General features: G+C 44.8%; 27 protein-coding genes and 1 tRNA gene. 6 read left to right on the top strand and 22 right to left on the bottom strand.

Annotated features, from left to right (window positions below; translation table 11 throughout):
• The 5 genes from J7M13_02520 to J7M13_02500 all read right to left on the bottom strand — a co-directional run.
• The coding region (locus tag J7M13_02520) for a cobalamin B12-binding domain-containing protein (GenBank protein MCD6362863.1) at positions 1-1064 on the bottom strand (1064 nt) is incomplete at its 3' end.
• Positions 1057-1293, bottom strand: coding sequence for a hypothetical protein (locus tag J7M13_02515; protein ID MCD6362862.1), 237 nt, complete (start codon positions 1291-1293; stop codon positions 1057-1059). The genes J7M13_02515 and J7M13_02520, both read right to left, overlap by 8 nt.
• Entirely contained in the window at positions 1290-2750 is a 1461-nt protein-coding gene (locus tag J7M13_02510; GenBank protein ID MCD6362861.1) for a hypothetical protein, read from the bottom strand. The genes J7M13_02515 and J7M13_02510 overlap by 4 nt, the downstream gene beginning before the upstream one ends.
• Positions 2747-3175, bottom strand: coding sequence for a hypothetical protein (locus tag J7M13_02505; protein ID MCD6362860.1), 429 nt, complete (start codon positions 3173-3175; stop codon positions 2747-2749). Before J7M13_02505 ends, J7M13_02510 begins: the two co-directional genes overlap by 4 nt.
• Positions 3159-3806: a GntR family transcriptional regulator gene (locus tag J7M13_02500; protein ID MCD6362859.1), complete on the bottom strand. Its 648-nt coding sequence runs from the start codon at positions 3804-3806 to the stop codon at positions 3159-3161. Before J7M13_02500 ends, J7M13_02505 begins: the two co-directional genes overlap by 17 nt.
• A gap of 115 nt (positions 3807-3921) precedes the next feature.
• Here J7M13_02500 and J7M13_02495 point away from each other — a divergent pair, with 115 nt between their 5' ends.
• Entirely contained in the window at positions 3922-5289 is a 1368-nt protein-coding gene (locus J7M13_02495) for a chloride channel protein (GenBank protein ID MCD6362858.1), read from the top strand.
• Here the strand turns inward: J7M13_02495 and J7M13_02490 are convergent.
• The 13 genes from J7M13_02490 to J7M13_02430 form a co-directional block, all read right to left on the bottom strand.
• Complete coding sequence (locus J7M13_02490; GenBank protein MCD6362857.1) at positions 5286-5786, bottom strand: NifB/NifX family molybdenum-iron cluster-binding protein; 501 nt, start codon at positions 5784-5786, stop codon at positions 5286-5288. The two genes, J7M13_02495 and J7M13_02490, sit on opposite strands and share 4 nt — an antisense overlap.
• A 70-nt stretch (positions 5787-5856) precedes the next feature.
• Positions 5857-6069 carry a hypothetical protein gene (locus J7M13_02485; GenBank protein ID MCD6362856.1) on the bottom strand — a complete coding sequence of 71 codons (213 nt, stop codon included), beginning with the start codon at positions 6067-6069 and terminating at the stop codon, positions 5857-5859.
• Positions 6070-6107: 38 nt separating this feature from the next.
• The gene (locus tag J7M13_02480) at positions 6108-6368 is read right to left on the bottom strand and encodes a hypothetical protein (protein MCD6362855.1); all 261 of its coding nucleotides are present in this window, start codon (positions 6366-6368) and stop codon (positions 6108-6110) included.
• Positions 6337-6858 (bottom strand): DUF882 domain-containing protein, encoded by a 522-nt coding sequence (locus J7M13_02475; GenBank protein MCD6362854.1) that lies wholly within the window; start codon positions 6856-6858, stop codon positions 6337-6339. Before J7M13_02475 ends, J7M13_02480 begins: the two co-directional genes overlap by 32 nt.
• A 70-nt stretch (positions 6859-6928) precedes the next feature.
• Positions 6929-7126 carry a DUF2922 domain-containing protein gene (locus J7M13_02470; protein MCD6362853.1) on the bottom strand — a complete coding sequence of 66 codons (198 nt, stop codon included), beginning with the start codon at positions 7124-7126 and terminating at the stop codon, positions 6929-6931.
• Between the two features lie 14 nt (positions 7127-7140).
• Positions 7141-7338: a hypothetical protein gene (locus tag J7M13_02465; protein ID MCD6362852.1), complete on the bottom strand. Its 198-nt coding sequence runs from the start codon at positions 7336-7338 to the stop codon at positions 7141-7143.
• Positions 7339-7466: 128 nt separating this feature from the next.
• Positions 7467-8243 carry a LamB/YcsF family protein gene (locus J7M13_02460; protein MCD6362851.1) on the bottom strand — a complete coding sequence of 259 codons (777 nt, stop codon included), beginning with the start codon at positions 8241-8243 and terminating at the stop codon, positions 7467-7469.
• A complete protein-coding gene (locus J7M13_02455; GenBank protein MCD6362850.1) occupies positions 8221-12477 on the bottom strand; it encodes a GAF domain-containing protein in 4257 nt (1418 codons plus the stop codon). The genes J7M13_02460 and J7M13_02455 overlap by 23 nt, the downstream gene beginning before the upstream one ends.
• Positions 12474-13481, bottom strand: a complete 1008-nt coding sequence (locus tag J7M13_02450; protein MCD6362849.1) for a biotin-dependent carboxyltransferase — start codon at positions 13479-13481, stop codon at positions 12474-12476. The genes J7M13_02455 and J7M13_02450 overlap by 4 nt, the downstream gene beginning before the upstream one ends.
• Before the next feature lie 15 nt (positions 13482-13496).
• On the bottom strand, positions 13497-14210 hold the full coding sequence (gene pxpB, locus J7M13_02445) for a 5-oxoprolinase subunit PxpB (GenBank protein MCD6362848.1): 714 nt from the start codon (positions 14208-14210) through the stop codon (positions 13497-13499).
• 23 nt (positions 14211-14233) lie between these two features.
• Positions 14234-15544 carry a TRAP transporter large permease subunit gene (locus J7M13_02440; protein MCD6362847.1) on the bottom strand — a complete coding sequence of 437 codons (1311 nt, stop codon included), beginning with the start codon at positions 15542-15544 and terminating at the stop codon, positions 14234-14236.
• A 6-nt stretch (positions 15545-15550) separates the two neighbouring features.
• Positions 15551-16063 carry a TRAP transporter small permease gene (locus J7M13_02435; GenBank protein MCD6362846.1) on the bottom strand — a complete coding sequence of 171 codons (513 nt, stop codon included), beginning with the start codon at positions 16061-16063 and terminating at the stop codon, positions 15551-15553.
• A 96-nt stretch (positions 16064-16159) separates the two neighbouring features.
• The gene (locus J7M13_02430; protein MCD6362845.1) at positions 16160-17158 is read right to left on the bottom strand and encodes a TRAP transporter substrate-binding protein; all 999 of its coding nucleotides are present in this window, start codon (positions 17156-17158) and stop codon (positions 16160-16162) included.
• Positions 17159-17321: 163 nt separating this feature from the next.
• Here J7M13_02430 and J7M13_02425 point away from each other — a divergent pair, with 163 nt between their 5' ends.
• Positions 17322-18059 carry a flagellin gene (locus tag J7M13_02425; protein ID MCD6362844.1) on the top strand — a complete coding sequence of 246 codons (738 nt, stop codon included), beginning with the start codon at positions 17322-17324 and terminating at the stop codon, positions 18057-18059.
• Here the strand turns inward: J7M13_02425 and J7M13_02420 are convergent.
• From J7M13_02420 to cobO, 3 genes are read right to left on the bottom strand one after another with little or no spacing between them, the layout of a single operon-like run.
• Entirely contained in the window at positions 18046-18831 is a 786-nt protein-coding gene (locus J7M13_02420; GenBank protein MCD6362843.1) for an MBL fold metallo-hydrolase, read from the bottom strand. The two genes, J7M13_02425 and J7M13_02420, sit on opposite strands and share 14 nt — an antisense overlap.
• Entirely contained in the window at positions 18779-19915 is a 1137-nt protein-coding gene (locus tag J7M13_02415) for a radical SAM protein (protein MCD6362842.1), read from the bottom strand. Before J7M13_02415 ends, J7M13_02420 begins: the two co-directional genes overlap by 53 nt.
• Positions 19911-20429: a cob(I)yrinic acid a,c-diamide adenosyltransferase gene (cobO, locus tag J7M13_02410; GenBank protein ID MCD6362841.1), complete on the bottom strand. Its 519-nt coding sequence runs from the start codon at positions 20427-20429 to the stop codon at positions 19911-19913. The genes J7M13_02415 and cobO overlap by 5 nt, the downstream gene beginning before the upstream one ends.
• 35 nt (positions 20430-20464) lie before the next feature.
• Between cobO and J7M13_02405 the strand changes: the two genes are divergently transcribed.
• From J7M13_02405 to rsmA, 4 genes are all read left to right on the top strand, one after another.
• Entirely contained in the window at positions 20465-21022 is a 558-nt protein-coding gene (locus tag J7M13_02405; GenBank protein MCD6362840.1) for a CoA pyrophosphatase, read from the top strand.
• Complete coding sequence (locus tag J7M13_02400) at positions 20967-21812, top strand: deoxyribonuclease IV (protein ID MCD6362839.1); 846 nt, start codon at positions 20967-20969, stop codon at positions 21810-21812. The genes J7M13_02405 and J7M13_02400 overlap by 56 nt, the downstream gene beginning before the upstream one ends.
• Positions 21813-21920: 108 nt before the next feature.
• Positions 21921-21998, top strand: a tRNA-Pro gene (locus J7M13_02395).
• A gap of 62 nt (positions 21999-22060) precedes the next feature.
• Positions 22061-22930 carry a ribosomal RNA small subunit methyltransferase A gene (rsmA, locus tag J7M13_02390; GenBank protein MCD6362838.1) on the top strand — a complete coding sequence of 290 codons (870 nt, stop codon included), beginning with the start codon at positions 22061-22063 and terminating at the stop codon, positions 22928-22930.
• On the opposite strand, the gene J7M13_02385 is transcribed toward rsmA, so the two are convergent.
• Positions 22927-23487, bottom strand: a 561-nt coding sequence (locus tag J7M13_02385) for a GntR family transcriptional regulator (protein ID MCD6362837.1), incomplete at its 5' end; no start/stop codon positions are given. The genes rsmA and J7M13_02385 overlap by 4 nt on opposite strands.

The raw sequence follows: 23487 nt of genomic DNA, 5'->3' as shown, positions 1-23487 counted from the left end.
GGTATGTTTATCTTGGTCAGGTCTGCACCGAGATAGCCTGCGTAGAGGGCAGTCTCAGGCGTATTAAGACCCCTGTGAGCCCTTACATTCCACATCGTAGATTTGTATAATGACATCTTTATCGCTTCAAGGTTCTCATATGTAATTATGGATCCATCATGCTCATGAGATAAAAGCCCTGAGAGGAGCCCCTCAGTTCTCGCCCCCCAAGAGGGATCGAAGTGAATAACACCATCTGCTCCCCATGCTTCGCACGCCTTTATGTGAACAATGTCCATAAAAGGACAGCCAGTACCATACTGAGCGAAAACGAGAAATCTTCTATCCTCACATATAACCTCAAGATCATTCTCTTCCTTTAGCCTATCGACTAAAGCCCTAAGCTCTTCCTTTTCCTCGCAAGAGAGCTTCCTAACATGCGGAGGGACCACTCCATGCCTATAATAGTTTATCACAGCATCATCACATAAAGAAAGGTACTCATCGAGTAGGTAATTCTCTCCACCCAAAATCCTCTCGCGAAGCTTTGCTCTCTCCACACCTGGAGAGCTCCTTGAAGAAGCCCATTCTACTATCTCTGAGGCTATCTCACCGAGTAATTTCCCTATAGCTTCATCGTGAAACTCATAAGTGTACCTATCCGTTAGACTAACCTTGCATTTAATGCGATCAGCCCTTCCCTCTTCAATTTTCCCCTCTTCTACGAAGGCAATTATGTCTTCCCATCTTGTTCCATCACCAAAACCCGCATCATACCCCAGCTCCGCAGCAAGCTCCGGCGTAATAGCTTTCCCTCCAACTACTACCTTCATGTTTTCCCTTAAACCCTGAGCATCGAGAAGATCTATAAAGCGTGCCAGCTTTTCTGCAGCATCGTAGCTTATAGTTCTTGAAATTAAAAGAAAATCGGGTCTTCTTCTTTTAATCTCCTCTATTACTTCCAGCTCAGGCATATCAGGAGGGAGAAGATATACATCGTGCCCTTTTTCAGAGAGGAGCCTTTTTATTATCTTTAACGCAACATCATGAACGGGATCAAACGGGAAAAGCAAAACCTTAGCCAACCTTATCTTCCCTCTCGAGCCAGAGATACTTTTCACCCGGGCGCGCGACATACGCGCGCCCTCTAACTCTAACACCTATGCCCTTTTTTTGAGCGAAAACTAAATCAACATCTTTAAAGCCCATTTCCTTCAACATGCTAAGAAGAAGGCTTCTTCCCTCTTCCTCATCTCTCGCTATAAAGAAGGTCTCTATATCCAAGGCATCTATTAATCTATTCCTCCAGCTCATATCAATCCCGCATATTTGGCAACTATTTCTATAAGCTTGACCAACCCTCTGATAGCAAGCCTCATTCTGTCCTCTATCAGTTCTCCATCCTCATCAGTGGTACCGAGTCCAGGCGATACAAATATATTAGCGTCATAAGCTATAGTTGGTATTATTCCCATTTGAGAGAGACCGCTTTGAAGAATATTAGTGCCCGAATACATATCCTCAATAGAAAAGATTGGCAAACCTATTCCATCTTTCCACGTTCTATCATAATTGATCTCCACAGCCCCTGAGTTATAGCTTTTAGCAAAACTAAACTCGTTTCTTAAAGCGGGATGAATCCCATTGAATTCCTCCACGACTATATCGTAAAGCTTATCCACCACCCTCTTAAACTTGTCCGGTTCTTCCAGCAAAACCTTAAGAGCAGCTATCAATCCCACGAGCGCTTCCTTCCCCGGATCAAAGGTCACATAAGCAGCTTTCCCGTGGGACGCGCCGGTTCCCCATCTATCCCCATGAGTACCAAGAGCTCTTCTTATGGGAACCATCACTTCCTCACGCCCGACGATCAATCCGACTGTGGGAGCTCCACTCGCCTTATCCATACTGTAAAGTATCAAATCAGCACCTATCCGCCTTATATCCGCCCCTATAAACGGTATTCCCCAAGCATTATCCATTATGTACGGTACATTGAACTCCTTAGCAAGTCCAGCAATTCCCTTCTGGAGTATCGGCGTCCCTTCCTCATCCTTGACTCCATATCCATATCCAGGAGTATCGTAAGCAAGCGAAGAGAATCCTCCCAGGAATGGAGCATGTCTCTCAGCAACCTTGGCTATAACATCAAGCGATTTCTTAGGCTTTACCTCGCTAAGGAGGACAGCGGGATGATATTTTATTCCATGGACTTCATATCTGGCACCTTCAAGAGGAACATAGATTACATCCAGATTCTCCAGTCTCTTTCCATAGAACCCAAGCTCTCCAGCCGTACAACCTCTGTCCGCAAAGATATCCTTATATTTGGGAGGGAAAGGTCTTCCATATCCTCCCTGATGATGTAGGTGCCTTTCATATGGGGCTATATAACGCACCCTGTATTTATCCCCCCTGCCCTGAAATGGCGGGCTGACTAAAACATCAAAGCTGAGCCAGAGTGCCGCCTCACATGTGTTAACCCCAACCCCGTCATATTCATCCCCGTAATAGCTCTTAACCAGCTCTCTTATTTCCTCATCATAAACCTTATTTGGAACTACCTCACGAGCAGCATCATCGATAGCCTTCGAAACCTTGCGGGTAAGCAAACCGTGACAGCTTGATATGGCACCAGTTAAACCAAACTTACCTCTTATATCTTTTGGTATACCTATCTCATCTGCCACTTTTCTCGCTTCCTCGTATATCTTCGGGATGCTTTCCTGCAGATGCCTGTAAAGTTTGAACTTGAACTTCTTTTCGCTCATTGCTCCTCCCTCCTCTTAAATTTAACTTCGTCTCCGAGAGAAAGCCCCCGCTCCTTACCTGTAAGAGGCTCTCCCCTGAAGACCATATTTAAGTGATTAGGAAAGTGTGTTTCATCAAATCCAAGCAAAACCCCTATTCTCTTCCCCCCTATCCAAAGCTCATCTCCAACCTCAACTATTCCTCCCACCGAAGCTTCCCAGAAACCAACGTAAACGGCGTATCCAACTTCTTCACCAGGTGAAGCATCCTCCGTTGTAATGATTACCTCATGAATTTCCCCCCTCTTTATAGCCCGAGATCTCGGCAGTATAAGCTTCAAACCCCTGCCATCAAGCTTAAGATCTAAAACCGCTATAAGCTCTCCCTCGGGCGTTCTCTTCACATAGAAAGGGCTACTTTTAAGTTTCTCATAGGGCTCTACCAAGTTCCTGCACCTCCTCACGCCTCTCTATGTAAGCGAAGGCATTCCTCACGTGAACGAATGTCATGTTGTAGGCAGCTTCTGGATCTCTATCCCTTATAGCTTCATATATTTTTATGTGCTCCTCAAACGATTCCTTAAGCCTTCCCAAACATCCCACGCTTCCAAGTCTGTAAAGCCTGACGAGCTCTCTCATATTGCGCAAAATCCTATAAAAAAACTGGTTCTGGGTCATCTGAGCTATAACTAAATGGAACTCATCATTTAGCTCTATATACTTCCAATCTATGTTTCCGCTTAAGACCATCTTTCGCTGCTCATCGAGATTGCTTCTGAGCTTCGCTAATCCGACATCATCTCTCCTTGATGCAGCAAGACGGGCAGCTATGGCCTCAAGCTCGGACCATACCTCATATACTTGCCTTATTTCTGCAAGCGTGTACCTCTTAACCCTTATGCCCCTGCGCTTCTCGTATTCCAGAAGGCCACTTGCAACAAGCTCACGTAAAGCCTCCCTTACCGGAGTTCGACTAACACCAAACTCCTCAGCGAGCTCAACCTCATTTAACCTCTGCCCCGGTAGGAACTTACCCGTCATTATGCCCCTTTTAATCAAATCAACCACGCTATCCATGCCTACCACCTTGCATACAAGATTGTCTCATAAAAAGAATACCATATACCTGGAGTAAATGTCAAGCTCAAATGTGTTGCTCTGAAAATGCTTACGTGATAGAATCTTCCTTGAAATGAAATTACTGAGGGAAATTCTTAAAACCGTATTTGTTGGAATATCCGTTGGCATAATAACCGATGCCGTTTTACTTGCTATATTTAACTTGGAAAATCTTTGCTTTGGCATCATAAGGGAGAAACCTTTCCTTCTGGTCGTTTTCCCTCCCGTCGGAGCCCTCATGGTTAGTATTCCCATATGGAAAAGAAACTTAAGGGAAGCACATGCATGGGGACCTGGTCTCGATATAACTGCAGAGGAAATATTAAACGACAAGTTTCCCCCTATGCCTGGAAGGTCCCTTTTGCTTAAAGCATTCGCCCAGATAATAGGAATAGGTTTATGCAATAGTGGAGGCCTCGTTGGCCCCGCTGGTAGAATTGGACACCTTTTTTCCTGCTTCATTTTTAAAAGAATGAATCCAAGACTCTCCCTTATGGCAATCTCAGCTGGGATAGGAGCGGTTCTTAAGGCTCCCTTTGGAGCGGGAATATTCTCCGTCGAAGCCATATATGGAAAAAAGCTTTACACTGGAAAGGTGAGCTTAGAAGATCTTATTTATGCAGAGGGGGCAGGAATCTTAGGAGCCCTCGTCTCACTCGTAGTATTCGGAGATATCCCGATATTCGGATTAAACCACTATACGCCTGCGCTAAGGGACTATGCGCTGTTTCCCCTGCTTGGGTTGATGGGAGGAATAACATCGTACCTCTTTGTGAGGTATTATGAAAAGATAGAAAAACTGAGAAAAAGAACCTCAATCCAGAGAAAATTTCTCCTTCCCGTTATGGCATCCGCGATAATCGCCTTTACAGCATGGGGGCTTTTAAACATCACTGATGGAAAGCTTTTTTCCATAAAGCCATCTCACATATCCATAAAGAGCGATTATGAAAACAATAACCTATTTCCAAACTTCTTGGGATACGGACTTGAGAACGTGCTCATAGCGAAGGAGATGAAAATCCATAACAAGATGGCACAAATTCCATTTGGAGGAAAGGAAGAAAACTTCCCCCTCATCATCTTAGCTCTCATAATGCTCGCTACCGCGGGGGGGAAAATCATTGCCAACGGAACCTATGTTGGCGCTGGAGGAAGCGGAGGAATGATAGGACCTGCTCTTATAACCGGAGCACTAACCGGTGGAGGGCTCTTTCTCATCCTCTATCAATTAGGCATCGCTCACCCAGCGCAAAAAAAACTCTTTATCGCTCTCACTGCAACTTCGACCCTTGCAGGAACGGTTAGCGCTCCTATAGGCTGCGCCATCTTTGCCTTTGAGCTTTTCGGGCTTAGTCCATTCGGACCGGCCCTTATATCAACTTTTATAGCGGATCTTCTAACAGATTCTTATCTAAGGAAGAAGAGGGAGGAGCTTTAAAAGAAACCCCTTCCTCCTCCACCGCCACGTCCCATACCTCCACCACCACGTCCCATACCTCTTCCCATACCCATACCGCGTCCTCTTCCCATTCCTCTTCCCATGCCTCTACCCATACCCATGCCTCTACCCATACCAGGACCCATGCCCATACCCGGGACACCACCCTGGAGCGGAGGGAGCTCACCATTACGGAACATCTCAACCGCTTCTCTCACGGTAATCCCCGGCGGAGCTTGAAAAACTCTTATTCCAGAACTGGAAAGCACACCCCACGCATTAGGGCCAAGATTTCCCGTTATAATTGCACTTACCCCCTTGCTCAAGACATGCTGAGCAGCACTTATTCCCGCTCCTCCAACTGCACCAGCTGCAGGATTAGGCTCCGCAGTATAAGACATATCCTCTGGGTTAACGAAGATAAAATACGGGGCTCTTCCAAATCTTGGATCGACTGTCGAATCCAGCGTATTTCCGCTCGCTGTTATGACTATCATTGAACATCACCCTCCCCCTTATAGTTTTGAGGGGCGCTTCCTTTAAGGGAAGCGCCCCTCAAAGGCGATCCTACCAATAGTATGGGGCATAGGTCATCGGGGGTCTATAGTAATAATAGGGAGCAGCCATGTATGGCGCCATTCCGGTCCGCCACCAGCCTCGCGGTAGCCAAGGGTAGAACCGGCAGAAGGGATATGGGTTCCCTCTTCCCATGAACCTTCCATATCCCATTCCCCAGCCTCTACCAAAACCTCCTCCCCATCCTCTTCCGAAACCCCACATAATCTATCACCCCCAAATTGATAATCATTCTCATATCTTCAATTCGGATTATAGCATGCTCCCCTTAATTTGTCAAGAGATATGAAAAGCCTCTCAGTCAGCTCACAGATGAGCCACTTTAAAACAAAATCTGGAATCGGCATATCAATGCCGTATTTTTTTACGAGCTTCAATATGTTATCGGCTAACTTCTCCAGCTCGCTGTGTTCTCCCTTCTCAAGAAACGCGGAAATATCGAGAACGACTGGCTCAAGATCCCTAAGAATGCTAAAGATAGCCTGAACGGTTTTTACTCTCACTTTCTAAGACACCTCCTTTATTGTCTGAGTCAAAGAATAGATGGCTTCTTTTAGCTCTCTCATCTCCCGCTCCAGCCTGACTAAAAGATAAAAGCTTAAAACTATTGGAAATCCCAGATTTGATATAACCTGATAAACATCCATTTTTATCACCCCCTATATCGATATGAGCGAAATTTCTCCTTCCATACGGGATAACTCTCAGGCCAAGCAACTTACAAAGAGTTAGTATTTTCCCTTGTTCCCTCTCGGGAACCTTTATATCAACGGCTTTTCCTTTCATATGAAGTGAATTTCTTGCTCCGCCGATCTTCCTATTGTGCCTTTCACATCTATAACCACTTGTTATAACGATACTTTTTCCCCACAGTACCCGTAAGGCCTCAAGCTTTGCAAGCAGCTTTTCATCAAGCCTTACGCACTTGCAACAGGGGCATTCAAACTCCTTTAAAGAAAAGTGAGGAGATAACCTTATATCGTTCAAGAAAATGCACCTCCTTCCACCTAAGGGCTTGATTGGGATCCCCCTTAATGTTGGGGGATCCCAATCAGATAAGGGTTTAAAGCTCGGTTATTGTTCTCTCTTCTATCTCCGCTTCAAGAGCCGAGACCAAAGAGGGGGAGAAAACATCCTTGGAAAGAATTACATCCATTGCATTTGAAACCTCTTCGGAAGTTATCCCATCACGTGCGTTCCTCACCGTTATCCTTACTCTTCTACCATCAGCATTGCGAAAATACATATGAAGATACCTCAAAGCTTCTCACCTCCTTAAACTATATTAAGATTTCTCACAAGAAGTTTTCCCTGAACAGTAGAATTAGAAAAGCTCATTAAAGTGTCAGCAACAGCGTTAAGGTCATCTGCAGATACGTTGGGTTTCACTCCATTCCACGAGTAGGTTCTCCTTGAACCATTCTCAAGAACCCTGATAGAGAGACGAGCGAGAGCATCCACATAACTTGCCATTCATATCACCTCCCTCCATCTATATAGATGGAGAAAAAGAGGTGGTTTTGCTAAAGAAAAAATTTTTCTAAAAAATAAAGCCCTGAAAGCCATATGGCTTTCAGGGCCTCACACTCGAGAAATAAAGATCACACTTCCATCGGTTTCACTTCTATGCCCTCTCTATCAAAAGCCTCTCTTATTCTCCTCACGAGTTCAACAGCAGTTGGGGTATCCCCATGAACACATATGGTATCAAACGAAAAGTCCTTAATAACGGTTCCATCAATAGCCACTATCTCCTTATCTTTGACCATTTTTATAACCCGCCTAACCACCTCATCGGGATCCTTTATAACGGCACCAGGCTTGGATCGAGAAACCAATGTACCATCGGGATTATATGCCCTGTCTGCAAAGACCTCCTCTGCAACTTTAAGTCCCATTCTTCTCCATATATCAACCATCTTCGAACCAGCAAGTCCAACAAGTATCAAGGAGGGATCAAACCTCTTAACCGCGTTACCTATGGCTCTGCATATGCTCTCATCGCCAGCGGAAGCAGCTTTATAAGCATCTATATAAAGAGCACCATGAGGCTTAACATGACGTAGTTTACCTCCATGACTTTGAACGAAAGCAGATAAAGCTCCAAGCTGGTAAAGCACAAAAGCCTCTATTTCATTCGGAGACATGGCGAGGCTTCTCCTGCCAAAGCCCTGAAGATCTGGATAACCTGGATGTGCTCCAACAGCAACGCCGTTTTCCAGCGCAAACTTAACGGTTTCTTCCATCACTAATGGATCGCCAGCGTGAGCACCACAGGCTATATTAGCAGAGGACACATATTTCAACACCTCCTCATCATACCCCAGCTTATACCTTCCAAAGCTCTCGCCCATATCACTGTTTAGATCTACCCTCATTGACATCACCCTCCTTAAGCATTCTTAAAAACTCCTCAGCAAGTAGGGGATCAAACTGCTTCCCCTTCCCATCCTCTATCTCTTTTATGGCTATCTCTTTTGGAAGGGCTTTCCTATAAGGTCTATCCGATGTCATAGCATCATACGCATCTGCTATAGACATGACGCGATCTTCAAGAGGAATCTCGTATCCCTTAAGCCCGTCAGGGTATCCTTTACCGTCCCATCTCTCATGATGCCAGCGCACCAAGGGAGCTATATCCTTAAAGAAAGGAACCCCCTTTAGTATCTCCTCACCGAGTGTAGAATGCTTCTTAACCATCTCAAACTCCTCATCCGTGAGCTTTCCAGGTTTATTAAGCACCCTCCCGGGGACTCCTATCTTGCCTATATCGTGCAAAATGGCGGCATACCTTATCCTCTTCCTGTCGGCCTCAGAAAGCCCTATCCGTGCTGCAAGCCTATCCGAGAGCTCCATAACCCGCTCACAATGCCCTCTCGTATAAGGATCCTTATACTCTATTGTCTTTGCAAGAGCAAGAGTTGTAGCGAAAAGATTCTCCTCAAGCTCCTTAAGATACTCAAGCCTCTCCATGACAACGCCCATGGAGGTCGAAACTGCTTCAAGAAGCCACCTATCCTCATCGGTAAAGGCTCCTACCCTATCGCTCTCAAGGTTCAAAACAGCTCTAACTTCTCCTCTCACCTTTACCGCCACTGCAAGCTCACTTTTAACGTTAGGAGCTCCGGGAATATAGCGCGGATCCTTTGATACATCGTTAACGAGAACCGTTTCCCCATAGAGTCCAACCCATCCCGTTATGCCTTGACCAAACCTTATCCTCTTAAGCGTCCAACTCCCTTCTGGGAACGTTCTTTTCAAAATAAGCTCATTGCCTCTTACAACCTGTAACGTAACATATGAATATTTAGCACCCTTCCCAAGGAAATTGATAACCACGCTATATACCTCTTCCTCATCGATCGCCTGAGATAGCCTAAGAGAAAGGTTATAGAGAAGATTCATTCTATCGGTCTTACTCTGTATGGCTTCTCTATACTCGATTCCCTTGAGAACGGATGACGCCAGATTAGCAACCGAGATCAAAAGCTCCTCATCCGAGGATGAAAAGGCGTTAGGAAACGGATCCGTAATAAGAATTATTCCCTGTACCTTTTCTCCGACTTTAACTGGAACCGCTATGGCGGATTTCGTTATCTCAAGAACCTTAAAGAATCTCGAATCTTTATCGACATCTGGGAGATTCAAAGCCTCACCCGTGAGAGCCACATACCCAAGAATCCCGGTCTTCCTCACCTTTAGAACCTTTACCTTCTCAGGCGCCCTTTCGAGTATCCCACTCCCTGCTTTGAAGATCGCCTCCTCTCTTCCCCAATCTATCTCATAGTACGCAACAGAACCATATCTAAGCTTCTCAAATAGGGTATCACAGAGATACTTATAGAATTTCTCTCTCTCATAGACAGAAATAATCTTTCGAGAGACATCGACGAGAGCTTTAAGCCGTTCGGTCTGAAGCCTCAGATCCTCTATAAGCCTGTCCCTTATAATGGCAAGCCCTATGAGACTGGCGAGCGATTCAAAGAACTCTTCATCCTTCTTGGTAAAATCATTTAGCCTCGGACTCTCGACATTCAGTATTCCAATTACCTTCTCACCCACCCTCACAGGCGTAATCAGCTCTGAACGCGTTTCATCAAATATCTTTATATAAGAGGGATCTTGAAACACATCTCCCACGTTTATTACCTTTCTACCGTTAAGGGCTCTCTTAACAAGTCCCTTACCCTCTCTCAGCTTTTGAAGAACCTGATCGGATACGAGCCTTCCCACCTTACCTGCAAGGAAATCCCAGGCATCGTTGCGCTCGTTATACACGGCTATTCCAACATCAATCAGCTGTTTTTCTTCCGCTATCCTTTCACAAACGTCTTCAAGTATGCTTTTTAACGGCTCAAGCGTACTAAGCCTGTAAGCAACTTCATACAGAAATCTGAATCTTTTCGCCTCCTCAGCTATTTCATGGAATAGCTCTTCCTTTCTTAAAGCCACACCTATATGTCTGCCAAGGACGCTTAAAACCTCATAATCATCAAACGTAAGCTCACGCGTGCTCTCCACATTTATAACGCCATATACCTTCCCATCTCCCCTTATAGGAACAGCTATTTCGCTTCTAATTCCCTCAAGCAGACCCACGTACCTTAGATCTTTACTCACATCTGGAACGAAAGCCCCCCTGCCATGACGGGCTACCCAGCCGGTTACACCCCTCTTTATATCCCATCCCTCATCACCGTAATCTATCGAAGCAACGTCTCCTATACCCGATACCCTCCTTAAGCGATCTCCCTCCTTCAGCAAAATCTCAAGGGAATCGAAGCCAACCTTATCCGCAACGCTCTTGACTATCGCATCGAAATCTTTTCTTAAATCTACACTCGATGTGATTAGCTCAGAAACTTCGGCGAGAGCTTTAAGCCTTCTGGCTTTCTTAAGAGCCGAGTTAAAGTACTGTCTATTTGCTATTGAAACCCCAACGAGATTAGCGAGCATCGATATAAGCTCAAGATCTACCTGCGTCAAAAGGTCTTCCCTCTTTGAAACGAGAAGTATAAGACCATATATCCTCTCCCTGAACTGTATCGGCACCATAAGCTTGGTTATATCCAGGGCTTCTTCCCCACGCTCAAAGCTTTCCCCGCCTCCGCTCAGCATAACGGGTTTTCCATCCTTAACGAGCTTTTCCCAGACGCCCTCCTCAGCGGAAATCCTATCTTCACCAGCACCCGCTTTTCTAACGAACCACCTCTCCCCATCAGAAAGCTCATAAATCCCAAGATCAACATCCTCATAAAATCTCTTAAGGACACTATATACTCCTTCCCACGGCTCTTCCGTTTCAGACACAACGAGAAGCTTCTCACTCGATGAGAAAATCATCCTCAGGATCTCGTTGCTCCTTGAAAGCTCTAAGTTAAGCCTTTCAAGGCTGGAAGCATAAGCCTTAAGCTGAGAATATGTAGCCTCAAGCTCTTCTCTGTTTTTGGCAAGCTCGAGATTTATAGCAGAAAGCTCCGCATAAGCGCTTTCAAGCTCATCTCTTTGAAAACTCAGCGTTTCTCCAAGAACGTTAAACTTATCGATAATTTCATCTAATTCAAGCTCACCAACCCTTCTCATCTTATACCGATAATCCCCTCTCATAAAACTATCAAGTCCATCGGAGAAATCGGAAAGAACGGAAAAAACCCTGCCGTTAAGATAAAGGTAAATCAGGAAAAAGAGCCCCAGAAATAGAACGACACCGAGAATCGTCAGTCTAAGCATAAGCGAGGATGGAAGAAAGCCAACGAAATCGGACACATAAGCGGTAAGAACCAGTATCCTCCCTTCGGGAGCCCAAGGAACCTTAATCTGAAGGAAAGCCCTTAACTTACGCTCCCCTTTCCAATCATAAAAGAAAGCTCCGCTGGCACCCACCAGAGCTTTCTTAACGAACGGACTGCGAGGAACATCATCTGGATCAAGAGAGGCTTTCGAAGAAAGTATCAGCTTACCGCTTGGAAGAAACATCTGCATATAGCCTCTTTTGCCAAATGATAGCGATCTTAAAATCTCAAAAAGGATATTCCTAAGCGAATTCATAAACTTCTCTCTGCGGAAGGAAGAAAACTCTTCCTGAGAAACAATTATTGCAATTACCCAATCCCAGCTTCTCAGGCTTTTCCAAGCTATTACTTTTGCCCCTTTTTCAGAAGCGTATCTCTGCCATCCCCCATATGTTAAAAGAGCGTTTGGGAGATCAACATCAGGGGTAAGCAAATCTTTTGCCCCTCTCGATTTCCAGAAGGGTTTCCCCGAGGAATCGATAAGGAAAAAACCTCCACCCTTGATCTTCAAAGACTCGAGAAGAGAGATAAACTTCTCTTTCTCGCCCACGAGTCCCAAATCGACAACCGCAGACGCCACTTCAAGAAGACGCTTGAGCTCATCTATTATTCCCCCGGAGAATATCTTGGTATGCTCCATGTATATCCGGGAGATCATCGAGGGAAGCATAGAAACCTTTTTCAAAGCATCAACAGCTTCTCTCTGAAGCAAGGTCTCTATATGCCTTACACTCTGCTCATACGAAATATAGCCCATAAGAGCCACAACGAGCAGAGAGATTAGCCCTATAAGAAGGGCTATCTTAGACTTTATGCTCATAGTTCCTCAACTTCCACGATAACCTCCTCTCCTCCGATTCTTATCCTATATGAAGCTCTCCTTAATGCCCCTCCCCAAGACATAGAAGATAAGAGTCTCTCCCTCTCCTCAAGTTCCTTAACAGCTTCTTTAAGAGAGATTTCCTTAAAGGAGAGTTTATCTCCCGTTTTAAGCTGAGCTATAAGGGGTATATCGACGGATATCACGGTTGCTATCTTGGAGTATCCTCCAACCGCTTGCCTGTCCTTAAGGAGAACTATCGGTTTGCCATCCTTAGGCACCTGAACGCTTCCCAGAGCAATTCCGTCTGATATTATCTCAGCTCCCTTCTCACTGTGCTTCAAAGGTTCTCCCTCAAGCCTATATCCCATTCTATCAGCCCTGTCCCCCACAACCCAGATCTGGGAGAAAAAGCTATCAATGGCTTCCTGCGTAAAGTGATCATCTTCAGGACCAAGAACTACCCTTAAAACGGGGGAATTCGAATAAGGAGGCAAAAGCTCGCGGGGGAACCTTCTACCCAAAACCGATCTATCCAACGGGAGCCCCACTCCAATCTTATCCCCCTTCTTTAAAGCTCTCCCACCTATACCCCCTATCCTTGCCTTAAGATCCGTAGATTTGCTCCCCATAACCCTCTCAACGAGAATCCCACCTTGAAATGCTATATAAGCTCTCGCACCCCATTTTATCCCGGAAAACGAGAGCACGCTTCCCTTCCTTACATAAACGCTTTCCCACATGGGAATTGAATTGCCATTAACGCATGGACCAAGATCGCCGCCCGTTATGGCTATTATGGCATCGTCTTCAAACGATATAGAGGGACCTGAAAGCGTTATCTCAAGGCACGCCTCGCCTTGAGGATTTCCAACAAGGGCATTTGCAACCCTCAGAGCAAACTCATCCATCGCACCTGCTGTAGAAATACCCTGCGCTTGAAAACCAAACCTCCCCAGATCCTGAACCGTGGTCAGCAATCCCGGAGATATTATCTCTATCAAAACCGCTCACACCTCCTATTCCTCAACCGATTCTGCGAATTCGAGTTCCCCTTTCCAATTAGACAGGAATTCCTCCTCATCTATGGGAACGAATCTCATATAATCACCAGCTCTAACTAAGATAGGGGGATCCCTATCGGGATCGTATATCTTAACGTAAGTCCTACCTATGAGCCTCCATCCACCAGGAGAGGTAACCGCATAAACCCCCGTCTGCTTCCCTCCTATACCGACTGAACCCGCTGGAACCCTCTTTCTCGGAGTCGAGAGTCTGGGGGTGTGGAGCCTCTCATCAAGTCCTCCAAGAAAGGTAAACCCTGGCGTAAAGCCAAGCATATAAACGAGGTAATCCTTATTAGCATGAAGCTCTATGACTTCTTCTGGAGTCAAGCCATGATACTTCGCTACGAACTCCAGATCTGGGCCATACTTACCTCCATAAACCGTGGGAATTTTTATAATTCGGGACTCGGGAAGCTCCACATCTTCAATTTCCTCTACGAGATCTTTAAGGGCTCCTTCAAGCTCCTCAGGGGAAATCTTGAGAGGATTATAACATATCATTAAAGATCTATAGGTGGGGACGAGCTCCTCCACACCGATTATGGGATTCTTCTCAAGCAAAACGGCCAAGGATCTGACCTTTCTGTTGAGCTCCTCCGAAATCCCATCTCCAAACCTCACGAGGAAGGCTCTATCTCCCATAGGAAGGTATCTTGGATAGCTCATTGCATCACCCCCTTCAGGAAAAATTACTTCACCATCATGCTTGGCAAGAATAAAACCAGCTTCGGAAAAACGGTTATAAGAGCAGTTGCTATGAAAAGCATAATGAAAAATGGCAGTGCAGCCTTAGCTATAGTAGTAAGCTCATCACCTATCAGCCCCTTTATCACGAAGAGATTAAAACCCACCGGTGGAGTTATTTGAGCCACCTGAATCATTATTACAAGATAGATCCCGAACCATATAGGATCGAAACCCGCCATCTTAATCAACGGAAGCGTTATAGGAAGGCTCATAACTATCATGGAAAAACCGTCTACGAGACAGCCTAAGATAAGATACATGATAGATAGTATGGCTATGAGAGTATAGCGGGATAGTCCAAGACTACTCACATACTGGGCTATTCCTTGGGTTATCCCCAGATATCCCACTGCGACGGAGAAAAAGGTCGCGCCACAAACTATCCACATTATCATACAGCTCGTCTTAACCGCACCCCTTAAGGCTTCCTTAAAAACTCTTCTATCGAGGCTCTTTATAAGCCAAGCAAAGAAGAAAGAACCTACCACTCCGACTGCCGCCGCCTCAGTTGGAGTAGCCCATCCGGTATATATGCTTCCTAAAACTATTATCACAAGTATAACCGCAGGAGCTATCTTAGGAATAGCCCTTATCCTATCACCCCAGGTATAGCTACTCTGCGCTCGAGGAGCAACATGGGGATTCTTAACACTGACCAACATTATATAAGCACTGAACATAAAAGCTATTATAAGTCCTGGAATAACCCCCGCTATAAAGAGCTTCCCTATACTCACATCTGCAAGTATCCCATAAACGAGCATCATCATGCTGGGAGGAATCATAAAACCAAGGGTTCCAGAACCGGCAAGAGAGCCTATAGCAAGGGTTCTATCATACCCTCTCTTAAATAGCTCTGGAAGCGTAATCTTCCCAACGGTAGCAGTCGTCGCAGCGGATGATCCGCTTACCGCTGCAAAGATAGCGCTTGCAAAAACGTTTACGTGAATCAATCTGCCCGGTATCGCATCAAGCCAAGGAGCAAGACCCGTAAATAGGTTCTCAGAAATCCTGCTCCTGAAGAGGATCTCCCCCATCCATACAAAAAGGGGAAGAGCAAACATGGTAGCACCACTCGTGCTATTCCAAGCAACGTTAGCGAGGATCGTCCCCATAGGAACATCGAGAAAGAAATAAAATCCAGCAAGCCCCACGAGGAAAAGAGCAGTGCCCACCCAAACGCTACTTACGAGAAGAACGCCGAGAAGTCCAAGAACGAGGAGCGTGCTTGCGAAGAGAGTGTCCACGACTATCCCCCCTTAATTTTCGCTCTTGTCGCCTAATTTACCTCTAAATGCCTTTAAAGCTTTCAGAAATTCTGCAAGAAACTGAAGGACCATTATAAAAGCCCCTAAGGGCAAGAAAAACTGAGGTATGGCAAGTGGCGTACCCGAAACCTGCATAGATCTCGATCCACTTACCAAGGAATCCCAGAAAAACATAAAAGTAACATAGGTAAGCCCCACGGAAAAGGCAAATCCGATAGTAAAGCAAATCATTTCGAGTACCAGTCTACCGCGCTCAGAAAGATGGGTTAAAAGAAACGTCATCCTTATATGTCCCTTTTCCTTAAGCGTATAACCCAATGCAACGTAAGTAAGCCCCGCCATTAGATATCCCGTATACTCCTCGGTGATATACAAAGTTCTACTAAAGAGCCCTCTAACCAAAATTTCTGAAACTACCAGAATCAAACCTATGAGCATCATTATCCCGGAAAGGTTTCCACCAAAATTGGAAAGCTTATCACTAAACGCTATCAACCTTTTCATCCCCCAAACCTCCTCCAGTTATTCTTTAAGGGGTCTCCCTCTTAAGAATCGAGAGAGACCCCTTAACGCTTCAAAATTTCTTAAAGAGACAGATTTCTAATCCTTCCTTCCAACCTTCTCAAGGAACTTGTGGTATATCTCCTTCGCCTGAGGAGGAGCAGTCTTAAGCCAATCCTTCCTAATCTTCTCCGTAATCTTGCTGAGCTCGTTCATAAATTCCTCAGAAACCGGTATAGAAACTATGCCATGCTCATTACACTCCTTCTCCTTTTCCTTATCGAGCTTCTCAACCCAGTTCCACATGTAGCTCTCCATCTCCTTACCCGTTTCAAGAAGAACCTTCTGAGTATCCTTATCAAGCTTGTTAAACGCTCTAAGATTAACGTTAACCATATCGGCTGCCTGCGTTATGTTTATCCTCTCAAAGTATTTCAAGACCTCCCAGAACTTACCGTCAACCGCGGTAGGAGTAGAAGTTATAACCGAATCAATCAATCCAGTAGCCAGAGCAGAATAAACCTCGCTGAATGGAAGAGCATAAGGAGTCCCCCCCGTAGCCTTTACTACCAAAGCGCCATTCTTGTCGTATGTCCTGGTCTTTAACCCCTTCATATCCGCAACGCATTTCACAGGCTTCTTCGTCCAGAGTCCGGCTGGAGGCCAGGGTGCGGTATAAAGTATTTTCTGATTCCATTTCTTCTGGGTAAGCTCCTCAAAGTAAGGTCTGCCAATATCCATGAGAAGCCTGGCTTCCTTAAAACCACACACAAGGAAAGGCAAAGTCGTAACTCCAAAAACGGGTTCATCTCCGGCAACTCCACTGAAGAGCATGTCCGATACCTGCACAAGTCCATCGCGAACAACTTTAAGTAGCTCTGGGCCCTTATATCCAAGCGCACCTCCCACATAGACCTTGATGATAAGCTTACCACCAGTTCTCTCCTTAACCTTCTTAGCAAACATGTTAAGGCCTATACTATGATGATTCTTAGGAGGCCAAACCGAATTAGCGATCCACTTCGTTGTCGCAAAAGCGGATGCACAAAAGCTAATAACCAAGCTGACCGCCACAAGCAAGACAAATAGCTTCCTCAAGTCTACCACCCCCATCTAAAAAGCTTAAAAACCCAAGATATATTATATTTAAAACAAAGCTTGATGTCAAAGTCCGGCTGAAAATTATTCAAAAACTCGAAAAAGGTGGTATAATTAGTTAAGAAGGGGGTTTTTACCCAAGGAAGGGAGGGGGTGAAGCATCATGAGGATAGGGTCTGAACCCCTGTTTCCACGGAAGGGTATCTTCCTCGAGGAAACTCAGAAGCGCCTCACCAAAAACATCGAGCGCTTAAGCAGTATGATGTGTATTAACAGAGCTGCAGATGACGCAGCAGGGCTTGCCATCTCGGAAAGCATGAGAGCTCAGCTTGCTGAAATGATGCAGCAAATGAGAAATTATCAGGATGAGATCTCCAGAATCCAGGTTGCTGATCAAGCCCTCGGATCTCAAAACGACATAGTCGAGAGAATGAGAGAGCTTGCCGTTCAAGCCACCAACGGTACTCTATCGGAGGAAGACAGACAAGCCATAGAAAAGGAGTTTAACCAGCTTAAGGAAGAGCTCAACAACATCGCAGAAAACACCAAATTCAACAATCGACCTGTCATAAGCGATATGAACGTCGATAACCTTGGACTTACCAACGTCAAACTGGGGGATGAAACCGCCCTGAGAGCCATCGACAAGGCACAGGAGAAGATAACATCGAAGCGAACCGACCTCGGAGCTCAACAGAATAGACTCGCTTCCGAGATAAGTAGACTCGGTGTAGCCTCGGTCAACTTAACGGCTGCCGAATCTCTAATCAGAGACACAGATGTAGCGCAGGAAGTTTCAGCCCTAACTATCAATCAAATTCTTCAACAAACCGGTCTCCTGATGCTAAATCAGAAAAGAAGCAACGCCGCTTCGATACTAAACCTCCTTAAGGGGACCTAAGGGCAGGGGCGGCTTCACCCCCTGCCCTTTCCCCTTCTATAAGCTCTTTCCAGGAAACTCTTTCACCAACGTGAAGAAGCCTTAAGGTTGGCGGGGATATCTCCAGGATCTTTTTGATAGTTCTCGCAGAATCTCCACTCATGCTTTTAACCACACCCCAGTGTATTGGAACGAACACCTTCGCCCCGAGAAGATCGCATGCTCTTATAGCATCTCTCGCACAAAGATGATACCATCTTAAGAAGAAAAGAGCAGGACCTACAGGCAGAAAGGCTACATCTATCTTGAAACGCTCTCCTATGACTTTAAAAAGTCTCTCGCTAAAACCCGTATCTCCTGCGAAATAAAAGCTTAAATCCCCAGACTCCACGATAAACCCCAACGCAGGAAGAAAAAAGGGATATGGAGATCTCCAGCTTAAGTGCTTGGAAGGAACCGCAGTAACCTTTACGCCTCCGATCCTAACGGAGCTCCACTTCCCAAGCTCTATCGCACTTCTCATCAATTCCGGTGGTAGAAATCGAGAAGTTCCTTTAGGTAGAACGACCCTCTTGGCTTTTATCTTTCTGAGCGTAGGAAGATCCATGTGATCTCTATGAGTATGAGAAATCAATACCACATCTATGGGAAAGCTTTTTTCTATCTCGTTAAAGAACCTCCCTAAGGAAGCATTCCCCCAAACGACTTTAGCTATCGGATCGGTGAGTAAGCTAAGTCCCTTAATTCTTAGCCACAGAGTTGCATGACCTAAAAATTGAACCCATTCTTCCAATGCGACTGAACCTCCTGAAATCGGAATAGGAAAAATACTTTGCTTTTCCTTTCATAGCAAGCTCTTCAAGCCCACAAATGGGATTATGACATGTAAGACACGCTCCCTCGTTAGAGCAGGGAAGTGGTTCAAAAACCTCACCCTTCCTGAAGTATATTGGTATTCCCTTTCCCTCACAGTTCACCGAGGTAGCATAAAGCCGGTTTAAATCTAAACCCTTCCCATCAAATTCCATGCACAGCGAAAACGTTATACCAAGCGATGTCGCCATATCCCTTACTCTCGAGAACAGCGCTTTTCTATACTCAATTCGAGCGTGAAGTGAATTTCGCATTCTTTCAATATAAAGATCTCTATACTTATCTAGCAAAGAGGGAGCAAATGACGCTAACGCCCTCAAAATGAGCTCTTTTATGGAAAGGGGTATATCGAGACAGGAAAGGACAATGTGTCTTACTCCTCTTTCTTTAGCTTCCCTGATTAGATTATATATATCCTCCTCCCTATCATTAACCCATGGCAAAACGGGATCCACTCTTAAAACGGTATGTATGCCATAATTCGACGCCCTCTCAATCAAGGAAAGGATTTCACTTACGCTTGCCCCCCCAGGGGAAAGAAATCTTCTGACATCCTCCCTTAAGGTGAGAAGACTAAACTCAAGAACGGTGTCTCTCTGCTCAGAAAGCAGTCTAATCGCCTCCTCGCTCACCCTCCCCTTAGTAGCAACCACCAGTGGAAGATTTCTCTCAACAAAGACCCTTATTATTTTCTCAGAAAGCCTATATTTCTCATTCACCGGTTGAAAGGGATCACTCGTTGGAGATAGATAACCCGCCGGCGAGAAAAGAAGCTTGTCAAGCCTCTTTGCCACTCCCTCAGCAAACTTACTCCAGACATAAACAGCTCCTTCTGAAAAGGCTCTTCCGTGAAATCCAGGAAGAGCTCGCGAATAGCAGAAGAAACAGCCTATCGAGCACCCGGCATACGGATTGAGAAGAAATCTTTCCCCTCTGCAAGATCTGTACTTCCATCGCCACCATCCATGTATATCCTTCTCCCTGTCAAGCTCTATAACCTTAATATTCTATCCCCTTCCTTGCCTCCACGCCTTTCATATAAGGATGCTTTACCTCTATTACCTCACTAACCAGATCGGCTCTCTCAATGACCTTAGAATGCGCATACCTACCGGTTAAGACGAGCTCCACCGAATCTGGCTTACTATCAATAAGCTCAAGAAGGCCCTTCAGCGGAATAAGATTGAAGTCAAGAGCGACATTGATCTCGTCAAGTATAACCATATCATAATCGCCCTTTTTTAAAACCTCTTTCGCAAAAGAGAGAGCTTTATGAGCCTCCTCAACATCAATAGGATCTGGATTTTCTTTATTAACAAATGTAGGTCTTCCAAATTGCACAATCTCGATCCCCAGCCTTTTCGCACTCTCAAGTTCGCCGTAATTAACTCTACCCTTCATAAACTGTATCATTATTACCTTAAAGCCATGCCCCACGGCTCTCATAGCTAAGCCCAAAGCCGAAGTTGTTTTTCCCTTTCCATTCCCCGTATAAACTTGCACTAACCCAACTTTCAATGATTCTCCACCTCCTTTGGAGTATAATATATGTTATGAAAAAGAGTGTCAAGAAAGCCGCGGTCTTGATCCCTTTCATTATCCGAAGAAATAAACTTAACTTGATATTAACCCTTAGAAATCCTAATTTGCCTTATCATAGTGGGCAAATCTGCTTCCCGGGCGGGAAAATGGAGGAAGGAGAAACCCCTTATGAAACTGCTCTGAGGGAAACAGAAGAAGAAATACGCATTTCCAGGGAGTTAATCGAGATAATATCAGAACTACCGGAAGAAATGGCTTACACAAGCGATTTCCTCATTACGCCTTTTATAGGCATGGTTGATAGAAATGCGCTTCCCAATCCCAATGAAACAGAAGTCTCGGAGATAATATTAATACCGCTAAACGATCTACTCGGGCTTTCCGCAAGGGAAGAAAGCGCTATAATAGACGGAGAAATAATATCCTATCCCATATACGAGTGGAGAGGGTATAGAATCTGGGGAGCAACCGCCAGGATAATAAAAAAACTACTTGAAAGGAAAGATATCTTGAATGAGCTTAATAGGCGCGCACATGTCCATATCCGGGGGAATATGGAGAGCAATTGAGAGAGGAGAAAAGCTTCGCTGCGAAGCCATACAGATATTTACTAAAAACCAGCTTCAATGGTTTGGCAAAAAACTATCGATGCTCGATATAGAAATGTTCTATCAAGAGTGGAAGAAAAGCCATATAAAAAAGATCGTGGCTCACGACTCCTACTTGATAAATCTCGCCTCACCTGATCCAAAACATTATGAGAAATCGATATCCTCACTAATAGAAGAAATAAAAAGATGCGATGAGCTTGGAATACCCTTCCTTGTTCTGCATCCTGGAGCTCATAAAGGAAAGGGAGAAGTTTGGGGGATAAAAAGGATAGCCGAGGGACTAAAACTTATAATTGAGGAAACGAGAGAAAGCACGGTTCGCCTTCTCCTTGAAACCACAGCGGGCCAAGGAAGCAGTATAGGGCACAAATTCGATCATTTAGCAAAAATAATGGATATCGTTGGAGAGGAAGAAAGACTCGGTGTATGCTTTGACACATGCCATGTTTTTGCCTCCGGATACGATATATCAACCGAACACGGCTATAGGAACACGTTTAAGTATTTTTCGAGAATTATAGGAATAGAGTTCCTTTTCGCTTTCCACTTAAATGACTCAGCATCACCGTTAGGAAGCCGAATTGACAGGCATGCACACATCGGCAAGGGAAAGATAGGAGAACGTGCCTTTTCCCTCATCCTCAACGGTGAGAGATTTAAGGGTATACCTATGATACTGGAACCTCCAAAAGGTGGAAGCTGGGATAAAATAAACCTCGCCACCTTAAGAAAACTTCGAGGATACTGAATAAACGCCTCTTGGTTTTACGAGTTCTACAAACCTTAATCTCGCCCTCACTTAGCACCTTCTTCCGCTTGACTTAGGCGCAAAAGAAGTGTAAAATTTAGCTGGAGTCGGGGCGTGGCGCAGCCTGGTTAGCGCACCTGCATGGGGCGCAGGGGGTCGGAGGTTCAAGTCCTCTCGCCCCGACCATTCAAGAGAAAACGGAGGGACCGGCGAGAAAGCCCGGTCCTTTTTTATTAGGAGGTTTGGAAATGAGGTATCTTACGCTGAAGAGAATGAAGGACCTCGCCCATAGGTATAAGTTTAAGTTCAACAAGTCAAGAGGACAGAGTTTCCTCTACGATCCTCAATTATTGGATAAGATATGCAGAACTGCAAACTTAACAAAAAAAAGCTTCGTCCTGGAAATAGGCTCGGGAATGGGAAATCTCTCACTCCTCCTATCACAATACTCTGCAAAGGTCGTTGGAGTCGAGATAGATCCTATACTATGCCAGATACTCGATGAAGTTATGAGCCCACAGCCAAACTTCTTTTTAATAGAGGAAGATATTCTAAAAGTAGATTTATCCTTCTTAGAGAGGGAAAAAAGAAGATACGAGATAAAAGTGGTGGCTAATCTTCCTTATAGTTTAGCCATTGATATAATCCTATACCTGCTTCAAAAAGGAAAGGGACTTATAGATGAGCTTTATATAATGATACAGAAAGAGGTAGCAGAAAGAATAGCATCTCCTCCTAAGCGGAAAACAAGAGGGGCAATAAGCGTCATAATTCAATACTATGCAGACGTAAAAATCCTATTTGATGTTCCCCCTCGCGTTTTTTACCCTCAACCGAAAGTAACCTCTTCCTTCCTGAAGCTCACGCCATATAAAACCCCTGATCACAAATGGGGAATCGATGACGAAGAGCTATTTCTAAAAGTAGCCAAAGCAAGCTTCAGAAAAAAAAGAAAAACACTCCTTAATAACCTTAAAGATAACATAAGCGAAAACATTATAAGAAAAACCCTTCATAAGCTCAACATGGATGAAAAAATAAGAGCAGAGGAGCTTGACTTAAAGGACTGGGTACGACTTACAAACGAGCTTAAGCTTTTACTATCTTCCGGTGATTAAACGCTTCCTTTCTCAAATCTCTTAAGCAAGGCCTTCAGAATGCTATCTATGTGCTCCTCAACTCTCTTTTCAGCCAATACTATGTTTTTCCTTTCTATCGCTTCGTATATTCTTATATGTTCTTTAAACGATTTCTCAAATCTCCCCGGAAAAGATATCGAAAAAATCCTAACACGGTGAAGCTTATCTGCCAGAGAATCGATAACCTTACGAAGCTCATCATTTCCGCTCCCCCTAACTATAGCCGTATGAAACTCAATATTACACTTCTCCATTCTTCCTATATCCCTGCTTTCAAATATCACCTTCATTTCTCTCACCTTTTCCCTCAAAGCCTCGATATTCTTATCATATCCACGTTCTATGAAAAGTCTCACAGCAAGCTTTTCTAAATAACATCTTAAAGAAAGCAAATCTTCTATTTCCTTTTTGCTCCATTTTTTCACAAGAAAACCTCTGTGAGGTTCTATACTGACTAAGCCCTGAGCGGCAAGGTAATGAAGGGCTTCACGAACTGGAGTAACGCTAACCCCCAGCTCTTTTGCAAGAGCATCTAT

Source organism: Synergistota bacterium, from assembly GCA_021159885.1.
Classification (GTDB): Bacteria; Synergistota; GBS-1; order GBS-1; family GBS-1; genus AUK310.
This window is presented reverse-complemented; position numbering and strand designations above follow the sequence as displayed.